26 protein-coding genes are annotated in these 18,306 nt (G+C 66.7%); 24 read left to right on the top strand and 2 right to left on the bottom strand.

What is annotated here, in order from left to right; all coding sequences use genetic code 11:
- Positions 1-6 precede the first annotated feature (6 nt).
- From HXX10_RS07505 to HXX10_RS07420, 18 genes are all read left to right on the top strand, one after another.
- Positions 7-222, top strand: coding sequence for a hypothetical protein (locus tag HXX10_RS07505; protein WP_296521244.1), 216 nt, complete (start codon positions 7-9; stop codon positions 220-222).
- Positions 219-533, top strand: coding sequence for a hypothetical protein (locus tag HXX10_RS07500; protein WP_296521243.1), 315 nt, complete (start codon positions 219-221; stop codon positions 531-533). Before HXX10_RS07505 ends, HXX10_RS07500 begins: the two co-directional genes overlap by 4 nt.
- Positions 534-582: 49 nt before the next feature.
- A complete protein-coding gene (locus tag HXX10_RS07495; protein WP_296521241.1) occupies positions 583-864 on the top strand; it encodes a hypothetical protein in 282 nt (93 codons plus the stop codon).
- Positions 861-1,028, top strand: coding sequence for a hypothetical protein (locus HXX10_RS07490; RefSeq protein WP_296521240.1), 168 nt, complete (start codon positions 861-863; stop codon positions 1,026-1,028). The genes HXX10_RS07495 and HXX10_RS07490 overlap by 4 nt, the downstream gene beginning before the upstream one ends.
- Before the next feature lies 1 nt (position 1,029).
- The gene (locus HXX10_RS07485) at positions 1,030-1,275 is read left to right on the top strand and encodes a hypothetical protein (RefSeq protein ID WP_296521238.1); all 246 of its coding nucleotides are present in this window, start codon (positions 1,030-1,032) and stop codon (positions 1,273-1,275) included.
- Positions 1,272-1,565 (top strand): hypothetical protein, encoded by a 294-nt coding sequence (locus tag HXX10_RS07480; RefSeq protein WP_296521236.1) that lies wholly within the window; start codon positions 1,272-1,274, stop codon positions 1,563-1,565. The genes HXX10_RS07485 and HXX10_RS07480 overlap by 4 nt, the downstream gene beginning before the upstream one ends.
- Positions 1,562-1,798 carry a hypothetical protein gene (locus HXX10_RS07475; protein ID WP_296521233.1) on the top strand — a complete coding sequence of 79 codons (237 nt, stop codon included), beginning with the start codon at positions 1,562-1,564 and terminating at the stop codon, positions 1,796-1,798. Before HXX10_RS07480 ends, HXX10_RS07475 begins: the two co-directional genes overlap by 4 nt.
- Positions 1,795-1,983, top strand: a complete 189-nt coding sequence (locus HXX10_RS07470) for a hypothetical protein (RefSeq protein WP_296521232.1) — start codon at positions 1,795-1,797, stop codon at positions 1,981-1,983. Before HXX10_RS07475 ends, HXX10_RS07470 begins: the two co-directional genes overlap by 4 nt.
- Before the next feature lie 109 nt (positions 1,984-2,092).
- Positions 2,093-2,728, top strand: coding sequence for a hypothetical protein (locus HXX10_RS07465; protein ID WP_296521230.1), 636 nt, complete (start codon positions 2,093-2,095; stop codon positions 2,726-2,728).
- On the top strand, positions 2,725-2,865 hold the full coding sequence (locus HXX10_RS07460) for a hypothetical protein (RefSeq protein WP_296521229.1): 141 nt from the start codon (positions 2,725-2,727) through the stop codon (positions 2,863-2,865). Before HXX10_RS07465 ends, HXX10_RS07460 begins: the two co-directional genes overlap by 4 nt.
- A complete protein-coding gene (locus HXX10_RS07455; RefSeq protein ID WP_296521227.1) occupies positions 2,862-3,215 on the top strand; it encodes a hypothetical protein in 354 nt (117 codons plus the stop codon). Before HXX10_RS07460 ends, HXX10_RS07455 begins: the two co-directional genes overlap by 4 nt.
- On the top strand, positions 3,215-4,495 hold the full coding sequence (locus HXX10_RS07450) for a site-specific DNA-methyltransferase (RefSeq protein WP_296521226.1): 1,281 nt from the start codon (positions 3,215-3,217) through the stop codon (positions 4,493-4,495). Before HXX10_RS07455 ends, HXX10_RS07450 begins: the two co-directional genes overlap by 1 nt.
- A gap of 388 nt (positions 4,496-4,883) precedes the next feature.
- Complete coding sequence (locus tag HXX10_RS07445; RefSeq protein WP_296521224.1) at positions 4,884-5,219, top strand: hypothetical protein; 336 nt, start codon at positions 4,884-4,886, stop codon at positions 5,217-5,219.
- On the top strand, positions 5,216-5,413 hold the full coding sequence (locus HXX10_RS07440; RefSeq protein WP_296521222.1) for a hypothetical protein: 198 nt from the start codon (positions 5,216-5,218) through the stop codon (positions 5,411-5,413). The genes HXX10_RS07445 and HXX10_RS07440 overlap by 4 nt, the downstream gene beginning before the upstream one ends.
- On the top strand, positions 5,410-5,790 hold the full coding sequence (locus tag HXX10_RS07435) for a hypothetical protein (protein WP_296521220.1): 381 nt from the start codon (positions 5,410-5,412) through the stop codon (positions 5,788-5,790). The genes HXX10_RS07440 and HXX10_RS07435 overlap by 4 nt, the downstream gene beginning before the upstream one ends.
- 11 nt (positions 5,791-5,801) lie before the next feature.
- Entirely contained in the window at positions 5,802-6,410 is a 609-nt protein-coding gene (locus HXX10_RS07430; RefSeq protein WP_296521217.1) for a 3'-5' exonuclease, read from the top strand.
- A gap of 336 nt (positions 6,411-6,746) precedes the next feature.
- Complete coding sequence (locus tag HXX10_RS07425; protein ID WP_296521215.1) at positions 6,747-8,372, top strand: helicase-related protein; 1,626 nt, start codon at positions 6,747-6,749, stop codon at positions 8,370-8,372.
- 10 nt (positions 8,373-8,382) lie between these two features.
- Positions 8,383-8,652, top strand: a complete 270-nt coding sequence (locus HXX10_RS07420) for a hypothetical protein (protein WP_296521212.1) — start codon at positions 8,383-8,385, stop codon at positions 8,650-8,652.
- Here the strand turns inward: HXX10_RS07420 and HXX10_RS07415 are convergent.
- Both HXX10_RS07415 and HXX10_RS07410 read right to left on the bottom strand, forming a co-directional pair.
- Complete coding sequence (locus HXX10_RS07415; protein ID WP_296521210.1) at positions 8,635-11,304, bottom strand: VapE domain-containing protein; 2,670 nt, start codon at positions 11,302-11,304, stop codon at positions 8,635-8,637. The two genes, HXX10_RS07420 and HXX10_RS07415, sit on opposite strands and share 18 nt — an antisense overlap.
- A gap of 127 nt (positions 11,305-11,431) precedes the next feature.
- A complete protein-coding gene (locus tag HXX10_RS07410; RefSeq protein ID WP_296521208.1) occupies positions 11,432-11,821 on the bottom strand; it encodes an Arm DNA-binding domain-containing protein in 390 nt (129 codons plus the stop codon).
- Between the two features lie 97 nt (positions 11,822-11,918).
- Between HXX10_RS07410 and HXX10_RS07405 the strand changes: the two genes are divergently transcribed.
- From HXX10_RS07405 to HXX10_RS07380, 6 genes are all read left to right on the top strand, one after another.
- The gene (locus HXX10_RS07405; RefSeq protein WP_296521205.1) at positions 11,919-12,578 is read left to right on the top strand and encodes a hypothetical protein; all 660 of its coding nucleotides are present in this window, start codon (positions 11,919-11,921) and stop codon (positions 12,576-12,578) included.
- Positions 12,579-12,651: 73 nt separating this feature from the next.
- On the top strand, positions 12,652-13,764 hold the full coding sequence (locus HXX10_RS07400; RefSeq protein WP_296521203.1) for a DUF2800 domain-containing protein: 1,113 nt from the start codon (positions 12,652-12,654) through the stop codon (positions 13,762-13,764).
- Positions 13,764-14,309, top strand: a complete 546-nt coding sequence (locus tag HXX10_RS07395; RefSeq protein ID WP_296521201.1) for a Lar family restriction alleviation protein — start codon at positions 13,764-13,766, stop codon at positions 14,307-14,309. The genes HXX10_RS07400 and HXX10_RS07395 overlap by 1 nt, the downstream gene beginning before the upstream one ends.
- Before the next feature lie 199 nt (positions 14,310-14,508).
- Positions 14,509-15,138, top strand: coding sequence for an FAD-dependent thymidylate synthase (gene thyX, locus HXX10_RS07390; RefSeq protein WP_296521199.1), 630 nt, complete (start codon positions 14,509-14,511; stop codon positions 15,136-15,138).
- A 51-nt stretch (positions 15,139-15,189) separates the two neighbouring features.
- Entirely contained in the window at positions 15,190-16,032 is an 843-nt protein-coding gene (locus HXX10_RS07385; protein WP_296521197.1) for an ssDNA-binding protein, read from the top strand.
- A 46-nt stretch (positions 16,033-16,078) separates the two neighbouring features.
- Positions 16,079-18,253 (top strand): DNA polymerase, encoded by a 2,175-nt coding sequence (locus HXX10_RS07380; RefSeq protein WP_296521195.1) that lies wholly within the window; start codon positions 16,079-16,081, stop codon positions 18,251-18,253.
- The last annotated feature ends 53 nt before the right edge of the window (positions 18,254-18,306 follow it).

Raw genomic sequence — 18,306 nt, 5'->3', positions numbered from 1 at the left:
CCGCCCATGACGAACAAGCTCACCGTCACCGCCCTGGACGTCGAGGCGAACGCCCTCGGCGCCCCGATCGAAGTTTTCAACATGCTCGGCGTGGCGCTCCACGCCGGGAGCATGGCCCCGGACCCGGACGCCACGGCCATGGAGGATTTGAGCATGCCCCTCCGGTTCCGCCCCTCGCCCGAGACGCTCGCATGGTTCGCGGCCCGCGGGGTGCGGCCATGATGCTGCGCCCTGGAGATGATCTGCAGTTCCTCAATCTGCTAACCTCCGATCTCTATGCGCACATGGTCGAGCAGATCACGCGCGGGTGGCGGATTCCCTCGCCCTACTTGGTGCCTCGCGATGTCGGAAAATCCGCCGTGCTGTTCCATGGCTACGGCTCCACCGCTGACAAGCCCTTGGCCGGAACCCGCGGCACCGTGATCGCGCTCGACGAGTTTTGTTTCCAGGGGATCGATTGGGCGGCCCCGCGCAAGCGCCCGTCCCGCGGCTACGCCCGCCACGTGCGCCGACTCAAGGCCCGCAGGCGGTAGCCCCGCCACCCCCGAACCGCCCGGCCCGCCCTGATCGGCGGGCTTTTTTGTGCCTGTCGGATTCGGTGTTGACAATCGGCATTCGTTCTGCCAGATTGCCGTCACTCAACTGGAGCCCACCAAAATGGAATCGGCAGGAATGCACCCCGGCGTAAGCGGGGGGCGGCGCATCGCGGCCAAGGCCGACACCTGCGCGCCGTCGAGCCTCAAAAAGCGGCTGCACCGTCAGCTCGCCGGCATCACCCGGCACGTCGAGCAGCACCGGCACGACGCGATGGCGCAGACGCGCATCGCCACCATCACCGAACAGCTCAAGGGAATCGCACGATGAAAGCCCGCACTCGCGCCACCAAGTTGTGGGAGTCGATCAAGAACATCCTCGACGCCGCGGATATCGGCCCGCGCGCCATGGGTCGGATCGACAGCGTCGACAATGACGCGCTCGACAAGATCGAGGCGGCCCTGATCGCCGCCACCAAGTCGCGGCAGGGCTGACATGGAGCGCCCCAGCCCCGCACGACGCCCGCTCGGCAGCACCAAGCGCCGGCCGAGCACGCAATCGGCCCCCGACTCCGCAATCCTGCTCGCGCAACTACAGGCATGGGCCGAGCGGGAGAACCGCCGCCGCGACCGCGCCGCCAAGCGCGAGCGCATGACCGCCAGCTACCACCCCAACGGAAAGCGCGAAGTCGCGCGCCGGCTGCGCCAGATCGCGGCCGGTCAACTGAGGATCTCCGCATGACCCCGTTCCGCAACGGCGACACCGTCACCATCACGGCGACCATCGTCAACGCCATCCCCGACAACGAGGGGGATCTGCGGCTCGGAAGCGAGCACGGCCCCACGCTATTCGCCAAGCCCGAAGTGCTCACGCTCGTGAAGCGCCGCGCGCTGCAGGCCGGCGACTCGGTGCTCTATGCCGGGGTGTTCCCCGGCGCGCTGCTCGCGATCCATGAGCACGCCGCGTGGGTGGATATCCTCGGCCCGGGGCTGATCACCTGCCAGCTCGACGAGCTGAGTTACGCGTCATGAACGGCGCGAGCGAGGAGCTGGAGTTTCTCGCCGCGCTCTGCCGCCCGCTGGACCCGCCCATGGCTTTCGTGTGGGTGGTGCCCGGCGCGCAGTACCGCGTCATGACGAAGTCGGGGCACATCGCCACGATCTCGGCCGCGGGCCGCGCCCGCCTGGAGGCGGCCGAGCTAATCGCGGTCGGGCATGCGGGCGGCTGCGCGATCACGCTGCGCGGCCGGGCGTCACTCCGATGAGGCGGCTCTTCGGCACCATCCTGATCGGCATCCTGTTGCTGCCGTTCATGCCTCTGCGCGCCGTGGAGATTGTCGCGCAAGGCGCCCTCTATCTGATCGATTGGCTGATCATCGGCCGGTGGGGCACCAACAAGATTCTCGCCGCCGTCGATTGGGTCGACAGCCGCTATGGGGTCTTCAAATGACCGCCCTTCGCCTCGCCCTGCTCGTCATGATGATCCCGGAGGTGGTGCTCGCCGCCGTGATCGTCCTGATTCTCGTCGTGTCCGCATTCTCTGTTTTTTCGGTGATCCTATGATCGAACATGCGCACTGGATTCAGACTCTCGGCGGCCGGCAACTGGACTATCTGGACCCGCGGCCCGAGGCGATCCACTGGCCGACCGTGGCCACGGTGCTCGCCCGCGTCCCCCGCTATGCCGGGCACACCGAGCGCGGCACCTACTCGGTGGCGCAGCACTGCGAGCAGGGCGCGCGTGCGATCGTGCGGGACACGGGCCGGCGCGACTACGCCGCGGCGTTTCTCCTCCACGACGTCCACGAATATGTGATCGGCGACGACGCGAACCCGAAGGTGTCCGCGCTGGCCGCGATGGCGGACGAGATGTTCCCGTGCGACCACGGGGGCGAGATCGTCAAGGGCGTGTTCCGCGAGCTAAAGCGTCGGCTCGACGTCGCGATTCACTACGCGGCAGGATTCGACGCATTCCCGCTCGATCCCGACACGTCCGCGGTGGTGCGCCGCTACGATCTGCGCATGCTGCGCACCGAGCGCGATGCGCTGCTCTCCACGCCGCCCCAGCCGTGGGTGGACGCGGTCGAGCAGGCCGAGCCGATCGAGGATCTGTCGATCGCGCCGTGCAGCGAACGATATGCGCGCTCGCGATTCCTCGTCGCCCTCCACGAGCTGTGCCCGCGGGTGATCCTGTGATCAAGCGTACGATTCAGACGCTGACGGCGTCGCGGTGGCAGGACGGGACGCTGATGTACCCAGGCCGCTATCTGCTCACGTGGTTCAAGAGCCCCCACATGCCGTGGGTGCTGCTGAGCATGGAGCCGGCCGAGTGATCCCCACCACGGTGACGGTGCGGTGCCTGTATGACCACGCGCCGCCGAACGAGCAGCAGGCGTTCGTCCCGTTTGTTGGCAGCCCGCTTGCCGTGACCAAGTGCGCGTTTTTCGACGACGCGACAAAACAGTGGGTGAACCCGGTCCGCAAAAAGCCGTGGCGCATCACCCACGTGCCGACGGGGTTTCGACTCAGCGGGCACACGTGGGGCACGGCCGCGGAAGCCATGGAGGTGCTGTGCGCCGCGGACCCGAGATTCGCCGCATGGCCGCGAGCAAACGGCCGGGGTGACGACGCGGCCACGCAAGCGTGCCACTACAAATTCCGCGCCGCATTGGGGATCCTGTGATGACCGCCTCCACGCACACGCTGACGGACGCCGTCACGCTGTTTCACGCGGACATGCGCGAGGCGCTCCGGGTGCTGCCCGACTCCTGCATCGACTCCGTCGTCACGGACCCGCCCTATCACCTCACGAGCGTGGTCAAGCGATTCGGCGGCGAGGGGGCGGCGCCCGCAAAGCACGGCACCGATGGGCTCTACGCCCGGCAGAGCGCCGGGTTTATGGGCAAGCAATGGGACGGCGGGGACATCGCTTTCCAGGCGGCGACGTGGGCCGAGGTGATGCGCGTCCTAAAGCCGGGCGGGCACATGGTGGCGTTCGGCGGTTCGCGCGGCTACCACCGGATGGCGTGTGCGATCGAGGATGCCGGTTTCGAGATCCGCGATTCGCTCATGTGGATTTACGGCACGGGATTTCCAAAGTCGCACGACGTGGCGGTTGCCATTGATAAGGCCGCTCGTGGCGTTTCGCATGGTGGCTCTGATCCATTCTCGCCGAACCACGGGAAGTATAAGGGCGGCTGTTCAGACGAGAATGATCGCGGGCAAGGATTTGGTTCCGGCCCCGGTCAGTTCATGCGCGAGCAGGGTGTGAAAGTTGAGCGTGAATTGTGCGACGAGGCTGCCGAATGGGAAGGCTGGGGCACGGCCCTGAAACCCGCATTCGAGCCGATCGTCCTTGCGCGCAAGTCGTGCAGCGAAAAGACGGTGGCCGCGAATGTGATTCGCTGGCGCACCGGCGCGTTGAATATCGGGGCGTGTCGGATCGAGGCCACCCCGGGCGACTATTCGACAGGTGGCAAAAACGACCTTACGGGCACGGGATGGGGGCACAAGGACGCTTCGCGCACCGAGCAGCACCCCGCGGGACGCTGGCCGGCGAACGCGCTGCACGACGGCTCGCCCGAGGTGCTGGGCGCGTTTCCGGAGACGACAAGCGGCGGCGGGGCGCGCAATAGCCCGAAGGCCGCCGGGATATATGGCGGCTTTTCCGGAGAGGAAGCGACGCGCGAGTTCGCCGCCAACTCCGGGTCAGCCGCCCGCTTTTTCTATTCCGCCAAGGCATCCGCCGTGGACCGTGCGGGCTCGAAACACCCGACTGTCAAGCCGGTGGCGCTCATGTCGTGGCTGGTGCGCCTCGTGACGCCGCCGGGCGGTGTGATCCTCGATCCGTTCGCCGGCAGCGGCACCACCGGCGCCGCCGCGCAGGCCGAGGGGCTACGCTGCATTCTGATCGAGCGTGAGGCCGAATACGTACAGGACATTGTGAGCCGTTTTGCGCGTTGACAATCGGCATACTATGTTTACTGTCTGTTTGTTCACGAAGGAACCGCCGATGACCGCCCGAGTCGCAAAGACGTGGTGCAGATCGAATCCCGTGTGTCGCGTGAAGTCTCACTTCCGGTGGGATGCATTTTCGCCCTCGGTTCGCGCGTCGCTCGCCGGGCTGCGCGCCGTCACCTACAGCGCCGGCTAGATCCAATCACGCGCGAGAGGCGTTCTCCGCTTGGGGCTCGCGGGCCTCGGGTTTCAGAAAGGCGCCCTCCGGGCCGCTTGGGGCTCGCGGGCCTCGGGTTTCAGAAAGGCGCCCTCCGGGCCTCTCTGCGCGATCAGGCCATTGCCGGACAAGGGCGTCGCCCCGCGAACTTTTCCCACCCCAGCGAAAGCCGACCACATGGACGCGATCACCACCACGCCGCGCGAGCCCACAATATCAGAAGAGGACGGTTTCAGAATCGAAGCCGCCGAGCAGTGCGGTTTCATCCCGTTTGACGACGGGGTCACCGAGTATCGCTGCAGCGAGGAGTCGCTGATTTGGTTCGCCAAGGCTTGCCTTCGGGCGGGCCGTGCGCAGGCCATCGCGGTCGCCAAGAACGTCGGCGCGACGTCACCCTACGGCGCGGCCATGATCACGATTCAGGGCGTCGCGCGCACCCTGGAGGCGATGAACAAACGGCACGACGACGAGATCGCCCCCTTCCTCGCCATGGTCAAGGAGGGCGACCTGTGAGCACCGAATGCCCGCAGTACCGAGCCCACTATCAAACCCATGACGGGACGGTGTGGGTCCACGGAAGCGGTCCGCATGACTACCGGCATAGCGCGATCCGCGACCGTAATGCGGTGTTCAAGGACGGCGACGTGATCGCCGCATGGATCACCAAGGACGGCGAAACCACCGGCAAAACCCTGGAGAAAAAATGACCCGCACCAGCGATCCCGATCTGATCGACAAGGCGTGCCGCATCGTCGGCGCTGTGCGATCCACCACACCCACGAGGTTGCCGCCCGGGACCGTGCTGACGTCGGATGTCATCCGGCACCTGCGCGAGGGCGGCCTCGCGGTTTACGAGAAAGAGCGCATCGCGCCAATCACCATCAGCACGTCGATTCCCATCCCGGCGAGGCCGGATCTCGCCGCGTGGGTGCGGGCCGAGGAGCTGGAGGCGTCCTTGCTCCGCATCGCCGTCGTGTTGGCCCGCGATGGTTACGTGATCATCACCGAAACTCCGGAGCCGGATGGCCGCACGAGGCTCCGGGTCGATCTTGCATGCATCAAACCGAAGGATCCTGGACAGTGACAACTCACCTCATGCTCGATATCGAGACGCTCGGCACGCGCCCCGGCGCTGTCGTGCTCTCGGCCGCATTCGTCCGATTCAGCGATCTCGCGTCCGTGTCGCTCGTCATGAGCGTGCCGGATCAGCAGGCGCTCGGCCTGGAGATCGATCCCGAGACTCACGCGTGGTGGGGGAAGCAGGATCCGGCGGCATGGGCCGCGGCCACGCAAAACCCCCTGCCCCTGCGCGCCGCCCTGGAGCACATCGCCGCGTGGATCGCGTGGGCGAGCAACGGCGAAGCGCCGCTGATTTGGGGGCACGGCGCGAGCTTTGACGCGCCCCTGCTCGGCGAAGTATTCCGCCGTGCCGGGGTGCCGAAGCCGTGGGGCTACCGGGACGAGCGCGACACCCGGACGCTCTACGATCTGGCCGGCATCAACCTGTCCGACCACTACGGGCAGGGCACCATGCACGTGGCGCTGTCCGATGCCATGGCGCAGACGAGCGCCGCCATCGCCGCCATCACTAAGCTGTTGACTCCGAGTCAGGGCCGGCAGGATGCCGTGATCAGATCGCTCGCCCGACAGGCCGAGCAGATGGCCGCCGATCTGCGGATGCTCGCCGGGCCGGTGGCTGCGTGATGCCGCTACCCCCTCCGGTGCTCCCCCTGCGCGCCTCGCCCGAGTGGTCGCGGGGGGATTATTGGCTCGTGCACGACGCGACGGGACGGTGCTGCGGCATCGGCCCGCGCGACGCGTGCGAGCAAGCCGTGGCCGAGCAGCATTTCATCCCCCAGCCGGATTTATTCGACGACTGTCCGTAGTTTTGTTGACAATTTGCGTTTCGAAGCGCACGGTGGACTCCTGAACAGAGGAGCCCGAAATGACCGAATCCCTCGCCGAACTTTTCCGCTGGCGCACCATCGTCGAGCTGATCGCGTGGGGCGCAATCATCGGCGAAGTGATCGTCTTTTGCCCGTGATCACGCTCCGCCCGAATCAGATAGACGCGGTCGACGCTGTCGAGGCAGCGCACGCCGCCGGCATGCGACGGCCGCTCGTCGACTCGTGCGTCGCGTCCGGTAAGTCGCTGGTATTCGCCGAGCTTGCGCGACGCGAGATCGCCCGTGGCGGCACCGTCCTGATCTGCGCCCATACCCGCGAGCTGGTCGAGCAGAACGCCAAGGCGTGCCGCGACCTTATGCCGGGCCTGCACGTGGGGATCAACGCCGCGGCTCTCGACGAGCGGTGTTGGCGGGCGCCAGTGATCAGCGCGGCGATTCAGTCTGTGCACAAATACGCACCGAGCTTCGGTCCGATCTCTCTGTTCGGCGTGGACGAGGCGCACCTGATTCCACATTCTGAATCGGGAATGTATCGGGCGCTTGACCGCGCGCTCGGGTATCCGAAGATGGCCGGCGGCTCGGGCACGACCTACCGCCTCCAGGGCGGCAGTCTCGTCGAAGGCGAGGGCGCACCATTCGACGCTGTGGTCTACCGCTATTCGATTTTGGACGGGATCCGCGACGGCTACCTCGTGCCGGCCTTTTCGGTGCAGGCGGACGACAAGCTGGACGTCTCAAAGCTCAAGGTGCGGCAAGGCGAGTTCACGGGCGACTCGCAAGACGCACAGATGATCGCCGCCATGGACAACCACATTGCCCAGGCCATCCACTACGGCCGCGAGCGCCGGGCGTGGTTGTGCTTCGAGGCGAGCACCAAGGCGGCGCGGGCGATGTGCGCTCGCATGAACGAGTGGCAGATCCCTACCGGGCTCGTGCTCGGCACCACGCCCGCAGCCGAGCGCAAGGGGCTGATCGAGGCGTTCCGCGCCGGGCGGCTGCGCGCCCTCGTCAACGTCGCGGCGCTCACCACCGGATTCGATGTGCCAACCGTCGATTTTTTGATCATGCGCCGCCGAACCAAATCGCTCGGCCTCTACGTCCAGATGACCGGGCGCCTCCTGCGCACGATCGGCGGCACCATCGCGTCGTCGATCGCCGCCGGCAAGGCGGACGGGCTGGTGATCGACTTCGCCGGCAATATCGATCAGCACGGCCCGCTGGATTTCCTGCAGCCCAAGGAGAGCAAGTCGCGGCTCGTGTCGTGCGACCACTGCGGCACCCGCAACGGCGCCGCCGCGCGGACGTGCTGGAGATGCGATTCTCCGCTCCTCAAAAATTGCCCGGCGTGCCTGGAGGCGATAGCGAAGCACCAAGTTGTTTGCCCGCTGTGCGCCTACGACATGCGGGCCGGGCCGCGCGAGGACAAGCCCGGGGCGGGCCTCCTCGAAACGCCTTCCGGTGCGTCACTGATCGCCGGCTATCGCCCCGGCAAGGCGCGCGTCGGTGGGTGGCTGACGATCCGCAAGGTGTGGGCGCCCGAGACCGGCCAGCCGATCGTGCTGGTGGAGGACGACGGTTGCGAGTCACGCGTGGGGCTGCCCGAAGCGTTGGCGCCCTTCGCCGCGACGGCGCGGTGGCTGCGCATGGGCGCCGATGGTGTCTCCGCCATGCTGTTGCCCAACGGCGACTCGCGATCGAGCGCCCGCCAGATCATGGCGAACGGATCCGAGCTGATCATCCCCATGCCGTACGTTGTCTGAGGACCACGCCATGAGCCCCGTCGCCGCCGATATCGTGATCATGTCCGATGGGGGCCTACACCCCAGCGAAATAGCCTCCCGCATGCAGGTGTCGCTTTCCTACGTGCAGAAGGTGCTCAAGGTGCACCGCCCCGCCCGTCCGCGCGAGCCACGGGCGGCCACGACTCAGGTGCCGGCGCGGGTGCTCGCCATGAGCAGCAAAAAGAGCGCCAGCGAAATCGCGGGCGCCCTCGGCATCACCCGATCCTATGTCTATCAGATCCTAAGCGGGGCGCGGTAGCGGCAGCATCGCCGGCCCGGTCGGGGCGGCCGTCGTCGATCGGGCTTTTAGCTGCACGGTCGGACGCCCACGGCCGTCCGCGCCTATCTCATAGAAGCGCGCCGCCTGCATGGTCCGCGCGAGCTTTTCCCCTGGACCCCGCCCACGCAGCCACCCGCGCGATCTCTTCCCGTCGAGGTAGACGTTCACGGGCTGGAACCCCATGCGCTCCATGGCAACCCCCCGGGCTGCCGTGGCCGCGTCCGTGGATCGCCAGCCGTACAGTTTGGCGACGTCCACCAGATCCTTGGCGGACACATAGGCGATCTCGGATTCCTTGGTCAGCCCGAAATGATCCTGCAGCACCGTGTCCATGTCACTCTCGCCCCGGGCTCGCTCTTGCTGTTCCGACGCCCGCGCCCATGTGTCCCGCGGGATCGCGAACGTCTCGCCCGTCGACTCGCGCACGGCCGCCTCGCCCACGATCTGCGCGAGGTTGGCCTGCAGCCAATCGAGATTCTGCTCGGCGCCGACCCACACCGGAAGAAATCGCCGGTTGCCGGTCGGGTCGGATAGCGGCTTTTCGTCGTTGGTGGTGCCGATCATCACGTTGCGGCGCGGGCGTGTGGTGACTGAGCGCGCGTATGCCGTCCGGCCCTCGTCCACCTGCCGGCTCAACATCGCCTTGACGTGCGTCACGCCGGTGGCGTTGCGCATCCCCATCTCGGAAATCTCGACCACCGATTTGCCGGCGAGCGCGAGGACCAGCTCTTTTGATTCCGTGCCGAACAAGATCGCGTCCGTGAACCACTCGGGCCGCAGCGCGAGGATCGAGGCCATGGTCGACTTGCCGCTACCCTGCCGACCGATGAACACCGCCATGGTGTCGTGCTTGCATCCGGGGTGCCGCATCCGGCGGACCATGCCGCCGATCACGTTGGCGCCGACTGCGCGGTGGTAGGCGTCATCCGTCACATCGCACACGACGGACAGCCACGTGTCGAGCCGCAGCACGCCGTCCCATTTCGATTCCAGATCGGCGAGCAGATCGAGCGCCGGGTCGACGTGGTTCTCCCGCGCGAGCGTGACGGCGGCATTCCAGAAGAATTTCTCGGCCGGGCGAAAGCGCATCCCGGTACGGCACGCGCGAGTCAGCAGCCGCGCCACCACGTAGTCGTCCATGAACGTCCACTCGCGGTATCCGAAGCCTTGAATCTCAGGGCGATCGAGCCACCCGTTCCACCGCACCTCGGCGCCGATCAACTGCAGGAAGACTCCCACATTGTCGCTGTTGTCGTTCTCGGGCAGCCCGGTTTTTGCGTCGCGCTGGAAATCCGCGAACGCCTTGAGCCCGTGCTCAACGTCGTCCTGCAGCGCGAGCGCCGCGATCGACAGCTCAGCGGCGTCCACCGGCGAGCCGGCCGCCTCCAGGGCGCCCACCAGGGCGGCGGCCGTTTCGGGGTGGACGTTGCGCACCACGGCGAGCGCGTCGAGATCGCCGGTGGCGAGGATCCCGGGGATCGCCGCATTGATCGCGTCGCGCAGCGGGTGGCCGCTGTCGGGCATGGTCGGGTGCTCGGGCGCCCGCTCGGCGCGCGGCACCGCCTCCACGATCGGCGCCCATAGCGCCGCCTGCTTCGTGCCGCGGGCGGCCATGAGCGCGGTCGCGTCCTCATAGCCGGCGGGCGCCGGTGCGCCGGTGACGGCCGCGGCGATCGGCGCCGGGCCGGGCATGCCGGATCCGGTGATCCCCGCAAACATGGCCGCCGCGGTTCGCCGAACGCTGCCCGTCCATCCCATGTTGTTGGCTTTTTGCAACCACGTGCTGAGCGTCTGCGAATCGGCGACGGGCTCGGTGGCGAAACTGTCCCAATGCGACGCCTCGGCCTCGGCCGTCACGTTCGCGTCGTGGGTGAGGCGCCAGATTTTGATTCCGTCGTCGCCGAACTCGATCCGCAGGGCCATCCCCATGCCGATCCATTCGTCATAGGCGACAAATACCCCGCGCTCGTTCAGCCACCGCACCAGGGCGGCAACGTCCGCGGGCTCGCGCGTGCCGATCTTGACCGTGGAGGCACTCGGCGTCCGCGCCACGCGGGCGCAGTGCTGCAGTAAGGCCGCGGGCGCCGGGTGTGGCGGGGCTTCGGTCAGCCAAACGTAACTGCCGCTCTGCTCGCCCTTCGGCTCGCCGTTGTAGTAGCTGCCGGCGGCGACGACGTAGCCGTTCCCTACGCGCAAATCGATCACGGCCTTTTTGCTGCCGTCCGTGCGCCCGACGAGCACAACCTGTTTCAGTGCGCTCGGTTCTACGCCCTCGGGCAGCCGGAAAAGCACGTGCCACCCGCCACGCGCAGACTGGACGTGCGGGGCGAGCGCGGGCAGTCCGTTGGCTGCGCACCACTCGGCCCACACCTGCCATGCCCGATCACGTCCAAGCTCGGCGACGTCAATGTCCGCGATGATCAGATTCGACGGGCCCGCGACGATCCCGAAGTTGCAACCTGGGTGCTCGGCCGCCCACCGCATCCACTGCGCCGGATCGGGGGACCAATCGTCCGCGAACGATCCGACGATGCCGGTGGGATCCTTGGACCCTGCGGGGATTGGGAACAGTGCCGCCCCCATGGCAGCGTACGGGCGCAGGGCGGCGAGTAGCGTGTTGGTTTCCGGCATTGCGGGGCAATCCTCGGCGCTGGTGGGCGCAAGGGCTGGATACTGCGCCGCCTGACTATTTATTGTCAACCACCATGCCGATTGTCTGCACAACCGCTAGATAAAGCGCGCCACGATCGACGCGCTACTACGGGCGGCGGGGGCGCCCAACGCGCCACTTCAACCCCTCGGCCTTCAACTCGCGAACGAGACGCTCGTGGAGGCCGTCCTGCACGTCGATTCCCATCCCGGCGAGGCCGGTGACGGTGCGTGCTAGGTTGCGGGCCTCGGACACGCTCATGTCCGGGTAATCGCCGAGTTTGAGGTAGGGCCGATCGTCGCCGACCGTATATTGCACGTGATACGAGATCCCGCCCGTGTTGCGAATGATGACCCGCAGGCCGGTCACGACCGTGTCGGACAGGGTGTATTTCTTGCTCGGGATGTGGCCGCTTTTCAGATCGTCGGCGAGTCGCTCAAACATATCTCCGTTGAACACGTCCTGATCTTGACTCGTCTTACGGGGGCGCGTGGCCATGACAATTCTCCCACTCCAGTTTACAAGCGTGTTGACAATCTGCACGCAGGCGGATTATAGACGCTCCCACCACCAACGCAATACAGGAACCGCAATTATGACGATAAATTTTAATACTCGAATCGGAGCGGCCGAATTCGGGTTCGAGGCCGGGTCCGCCGCCGAGCTGGTGTCGATATGGGAGGCCGAGGGCGCCGCGATCGTGGCGCTCGCTGCGCTCATCAATGGCACCGCGACGCCCGAATCGCCGGCCGGCGAGGCCGCCACTGCCCCCGCCGCCCCCGCCAAGCGCCGGGGCCGTCCGCCGGCTGCCGCCGCCCCCGCGCCGATGCCGACCCCGCCGGCTGCCGCCGCCAGTGCGCCCGGCGTGCCCGGCATCGTGCCGCCGCCCTTCGTCGCCCCGCCGACCGGCGATCATGGCATCCCCCCGGAGCTGATCGCGGCGAACCGGGTCAATGCGGCCAACGGCTACCCGGTCCCGGGCGCCGCCGCCGCCCCGCCGCCTCCGCCGCCGCCCCCGCCCCCGCCGCCCCCGCCCCCGCCGGTGCCGACTCCGGAGTTTCGGCTCGGCACGGCGCTCGCGGCCAAGCTGCAAGAGCTGACGGCGGGCGGCGCCGATGGCGCGGCGTACGCAACGTGGCTGGCCGAGGCCGGCGTGATCGCCAAGGGCGCCAGCCTCGCGGATGCGATCTGCTCGGTGCAGTTCATGCCGGACAAGGATCTGGCCGGCGTCTGTGGCCAGATCGGCGTTCACTGAACGTTGATTGTCGGCATCTATACTGACAGATCGGGCGCCGCGGTGCGGCGTCCGACTCTACCAAGGGTCCACCATGTCCGCAGGCCACGCAATCTATGCCCCCAGCTCGTCGCACCGATGGGCCGAGGAAGGCGGATGCACCGCGAGCGCGATGGCGATTGCGGCGCTCCCCCCGGAAGAGTCCGGCGAGGAGGCCGACGAGGGCACAGCCGCGCATGACGAGATCGAGCGCCTGATTCCTCTCACCGAGATTCGAAAGGGCGATCACCTCCGCCAGTATTTCCGCGATGTGATCGACCCCGACCACCCCGCCGCATACGGCATCGCGCTCGCGCTCGATTTCGTCGCCCAACTGCCGCCGGGCCGGCTGTGGGTCGAGCAGACCGTGCGGCTCACCGATCAAATTTGGGGGCGGTGCGACGTCGCGCATTACGAGGAGCGCAACCGTGTCCTGACGATTCTCGACTACAAAAACGGGTTCGTGGACGTCCAGGCCGAAAGCAACCCCCAGCCGATGATTTACGCCGCGGCGGCGATCCTCACCCACGGGCTGCGGGTCGATTGGGTCCGCATCGTCATCGTGCAGCCGAACAGCTTCCTGCCCGTCCCCCGCGTCAAACAATGGATTGTGAGCGCCGCCGATCTGCACACGTTCGCCACGCGCGTGGCAGCGATCCCCCACCAGCCGCTCCGTTTCGTGGCGGGTGAGCAGTGCAAATATTGCCCGCTGTTCGGTCGCTGCCCGGCGTCCGCCGACGTGCTCTCGCGCATCGGCGTCGCGTTCGCCCGAGACGCCCGGGTAGTGCCGGACTATCAGGTGGCGCTTTTCCTCGCGATGAAAAAGCCGATCGCCGATTGGTTCAAGACGCTGGAAAAGACGCACACGAACCTCGCGATCAGCGGCCACGTGCCGGACGGCATGAAGCTGGTGACCGCGAACAAACACCGCGCGTGGGCGGATCCCGACGCTGCTCGCGAACTGATTTATGTCCGGTATGGGATCGAGGCGCTCGATCCGCCAGCCCCGGCGCAGGCCGAGAAGCTCGGCATGACCGCAGCGGAATTGAAGGTGCTCGCCCCCACCCCGCCCGGATCGCCGGTGCTCGCATTCGAGAACGACAACCGCCCCGCATGGAAGACGCGCACCAGCGCCGAGATGTTCGCGGGCGTCACAGGAGTGAAGTGATGCCGACAGAGTACCAAGCGCCCGCCGCGCACAGCACCTATCTGCCTTGCCCGTTCTGTGGCAACGAAGATGTATCTCACTCGATTGGCCGAAACGGCGACGGCACGCAGCGGCATCACGTCGAGTGCGAGACGTGCGGCGCGATGGCCGAGCCCGAACAGTGGAATCAGCGCGCCGCCGGCGCGTTTCAGGCGGAAGTCGGCCGGTGGATCATCGCGTGCTTCGGGCGCGATACCGCACTCGATACGGCCGAACGCAATCATCGGTTCGTGGAGGAGTCGCTAGAGCTGGTCCAGGCGTGCGGCTGCACGGCCTCCGAGGCACACCAACTCGTGGACTACGTGTTTGGTCGCCCTCTTGGTGAAAAGGTCCAAGAGGTCGGCGGGGTCGCGGTCACGCTCGCCGCGCTGTGCTTTGCGCAGGGCATCGATATGCGCGCAGCCGGCGCCTTTGAGCTGCGGCGCATCTGGACAAAGATGGAGAGCATCCGCGCGAAGCAGGCGACCAAACCGAAAAGCTCCCCGCTCCCTGGAGTCTCGCCATGACCGCCAACCCCGCGGGCGCGAAGCCATACATCCCCTCATGGCTGCGGTGGCCTCCGAACTGCTGTGAGAGCTGTGTCGGGTGGCAGCGACACGAGGCTGAGAAATGGGTCGGCGTCTGCAATTCGTCCGACTCAATCGAGCCCGGCATGACGACGGACTCCCGGTTCCGATGCTCGGCGTTCAAACGAAAGGACGGAATATGAAAATCGTCTCGGCGTCCGCCACGGTGATCGCGTCCACGCCCGGCCTGGAGCGGCTGATCGAGCGCGCCGGCCGTGTCTGCTACAAATCAGAGGACAAGATCACCGATGACAGCCACGTCGGATTCCTCGCCCGGCTCGCCCAATCGAAACACGAGTCCGTGCTGGAGCACGGCTCAATCTCGGTGCATTTCGTTGTTGATCGCGGCGTCTCTCACGAACTGGTCCGGCACCGCATCGCGTCGTTCAGTCAGGAGTCGACGCGATACTGCAACTACAGCAAAGGAAAATTCGGCGCGGAGATCACGGTTATCCAGCCGTGTTTTTGGGATCTTGCGTCCGTTCAATTCGTTCATTGGGGCGCTGCGTGCCAATCGGCCGAGAATACGTATCACGCACTGCTCAGGGCTGGCGCCACGCCCCAAGAGGCCCGCAGCGTCCTTCCGAATTCGCTCAAGACGGAACTGGTCATGACCGCGAACCCGCGCGAGTGGCTGCACGTTTTCAAGCTCCGTTGCGCCCCCACGGCGCACCCGCAGATGCGCGAGGTGATGATCCCGCTTCGCGCCTACTTCGCCGAGACGTGGCCGGCGATCTTTGGAACGGGGGTGGATTCTGATTCTGCCTGATTGTTGACAATCAACACTACTGCCGACAGCGACACCAAGGAAACCTTCGACATGGCACACAACACGATCCGGTCCGATACGTTCCTGACACCGCCGATGCGCGGCGCGTATTTCTTCCTGCACACGCTGCGGACCACGGACGGCAATAAGCAGCCGCTCGCCTCGCCTCACTACGAATTCGTCGGGCTGGTCGAGAAGCTGAACCCCGATCCAACTCTCTGCGAGAATTACAGGATGTTCGCCACAGCAGCGATGGGGGTGGCGCTGCAGGTTCCGGAGTTCGGCGGCAGCTACCCGGCCGGCGCCTCGTGGCCGATTCAGGATGGTGACGATCCGGCGAAGCTGGTCAAGTCGCCGTGGCGCAAAGGGAAGTGGGTTATCAAATTCTCTGCCACCGAGAAGTTCCCTCCCCGGGTGACGATCTGGCAAAACGGCGTTGCGGTCGATCTGCTGACCAAGGACATCGGCGGCGTCGCTCAGTACAAGAGCGGCGACTTTCTGCAGGCATCGGTCTACGCACTCAGCTACGACAATAAGTCGCGGGGCGTGAAGTTCGGGATCGAGGGGGTCTGCTTCGTCGGTCCCGGCGAGGCGATCGGCGGCGCGCAGCGCAGCGCGGCCGAGATGTTCAAGGGGGTCGTCGGGAGGGCGCCGCCTGCGGCTGCCGCTCCAGGCTACGGGGCTCCACCCCCGGCCGCGTACGGCACCCCGCCGGCTCCGGGATATGGTGCGGCCTATGCGCCGCCCCCGCCGGCCGCTCCGGGTTACAGCACTGCCGCGCCGCCGGCCGCTCCGGGCTACAGCACTGCCGCGCCGCCCCCGCCGGCTGGTCCTGCCCCGGGCTATGCGCCGCCCCCGCCGGCCGGTCCTGCCCTGCCGCAGTTCCCGCGGTGACGAACGGCCGGGGGCTTCGGCCCCCGGTCCCTTCTGAGGGGCGGGCATGATCAAGCGCACGATTTTCGACGTCGAGACGCGATCCGAGATCGACCTTCGGGAGCGGGGGCTCGACGTCTACATTCACCACCCGTCGACCGAAATGCTCTGCGCGACGGTCGCGACGGATCGCTTCCACGGCACGGCGTCATTTGTCGATTCGTCGGACGGCCGCGAGGTGCTTGAATCGCGGATGCGCGCCGCCGGGCTCAATGTCGTGTCGCCGGCCGTGCTCGTGTCGATCCTGCGCGCGAGCGAAACCGTGGTGGCGAGCAACTGCGCATTCGACGAGGCTGCCTCCAGGGTGCTGCTCGGCGTCACGATCGAACGCGAGCGGTGGTCCTGCACGATGGCGCGGGCGATGCGCCACGGGCTGCCGGGCAGCCTGGAGGCCGGCGCTGCCGTGATGCGCTTGCCCGAGGGCAAGGACAAAGAGGGCAACCGCCTGTCGCGCCAGCTATGGCAGCCGCGATCCGCGTGGAGCAGCAAGGCTCGGCGGTACCCTGCCGTGGTGGCGGCGTATCCGGCCAAGGTGAAAGCGTATGAGGAGCGGCGCGCGTGGGCCGTCGTGTCAGGCGCTCCGTTCAAAGAGCTGCCGCCCCTGCCCCTGCCGAGCCTGGAGGAGTTTCGAGGCCCCAAATGGTTCGAAGATGCGGACCGGCTCACTCGCAATGCGGTTTACAACGCGGCCGACGTGCGCGTTTCGCAGATGATGGATTCGGCCCTGCCCGAGCTTGAGCCCGAAGAGTGGGCGATCTGGCATCACGTGTGGAAGATGAACGAGCGCGGCATCCCGCTCGACATGACCCTGATCAACGGCGCGATCTCGATCAGCGACCGCGCCATCAGCGACGTGACAGAGCGGATTGCGAGCTACACCGGCGGGCTCGTGACCAGCCTCAAGGCGCCCGGCCAGCTCGTCGAATGGGCGCAGCGGTATGGCGTCTATTTCCCGTCGTGGGCCAAGGATGACGTTGCGGCCGCGCTGGCGAACCCGGCGCTGCCCGAGCCCGTGCGCGTGGTGGCGGTCGCTCGGCAGGAGGCGGGCCGGGGGTCCGTCGCCAAATATGAGACGGCTCGCGCCATGGTGTCGCCCGACAGCCGCCTGCGCCATCAGATCGTCTATGCGGGCACCTCCACGCTGCGCCTCGCGGGCCGTGGCGTGCAGCCGCTCAACCTGTTCAGGCCGAAGCTCATGGCCGACCAGGGCGCCGGAACCGCGGACATCAAAGCGGGCCGACCGCTGCGTATCCCCGAATGGAAAATGCGATACGACCCGGAGAAGGCGCTCCACGCGATTCGGTCGGCCGACCTTGACGCCCTGCGCGAGATGGGCGACCCCGAAGAGATCCTGTCCGACAACATCCGCAGCATGATCGAGGCGCCTGCCGGCAAGCTGATCGCATCGCCCGACCTGTCCGCGATCGAGGCGCGTGGCGTGTTCTGGATTTCGGACTGCACCAAGGCGCTCGACGCGTACCGACGCAATGAGGATCTGTATTGCGCGCTGGCCAGCAAAATCTTTGGGTTCAAGGTCAACAAAAAGGACCACCCCGAGGAGCGCCAGAACGGGAAAATCGGAGTCCTCTCGTGCGGCTACGGCGCCGGCCCGTCCCGCGTCGCGGAAGCAAACAAGATCCCCGAGGAGTTGGCCAAGTCGATCGTCTACGGCTACCGCGACGAGTACCCCGAGGTGAGGAACAACGGGTGGAACGGCCTGGAAAACGCGGCCGTAGAGGCGATCAGATATCCGGGCCGCTACGTCACCACGTGCCGCGGCCGAGTCGGATTTTTGTTTGAGGCCGGATGGCTCAAGATGTGGCTTCCGTCCGGCCGGTGGCTCTACATGCCCGAGGCCGGCGTGGATGACGAGGGCCGACTGTTCTACCACTCGTGGATCAAGGGCGCGTGGCGCGAGGTGTCGATTTGGGGCGGCGTTCTGATCAACTTCGTGATTCAGGGCGGCATGCGCGATCTGATGTATTTTTTCGAGATGCAGATCGCGGCCATGCCTGAATACGAGCTGATCCTCCAGTGCTACGATTCGTTGACCGCGCTCGTGGACGCGACCCGGGCCGGCGAGCTGTGCGATCGGATGATGAAGGTCATGACCACGCCGCCCGCGTGGGCACACGATTTCCCCCTCGGCGTCGAGGGCAAGCCGAAGCGTCGATATTCCTGAATTTATTTGTTGACAATCGGCATTCGTTCGGGCAGTCTGCGGGATATGGAAAC

The sequence above is a fragment of the Rhodoplanes sp. genome (assembly GCF_013377085.1).
Classification (GTDB): Bacteria; Pseudomonadota; Alphaproteobacteria; order Rhizobiales; family Xanthobacteraceae; genus Rhodoplanes.
Note: the sequence above shows the minus strand (reverse complement) of the source record. Positions and strands in the feature narration are given on the sequence as shown.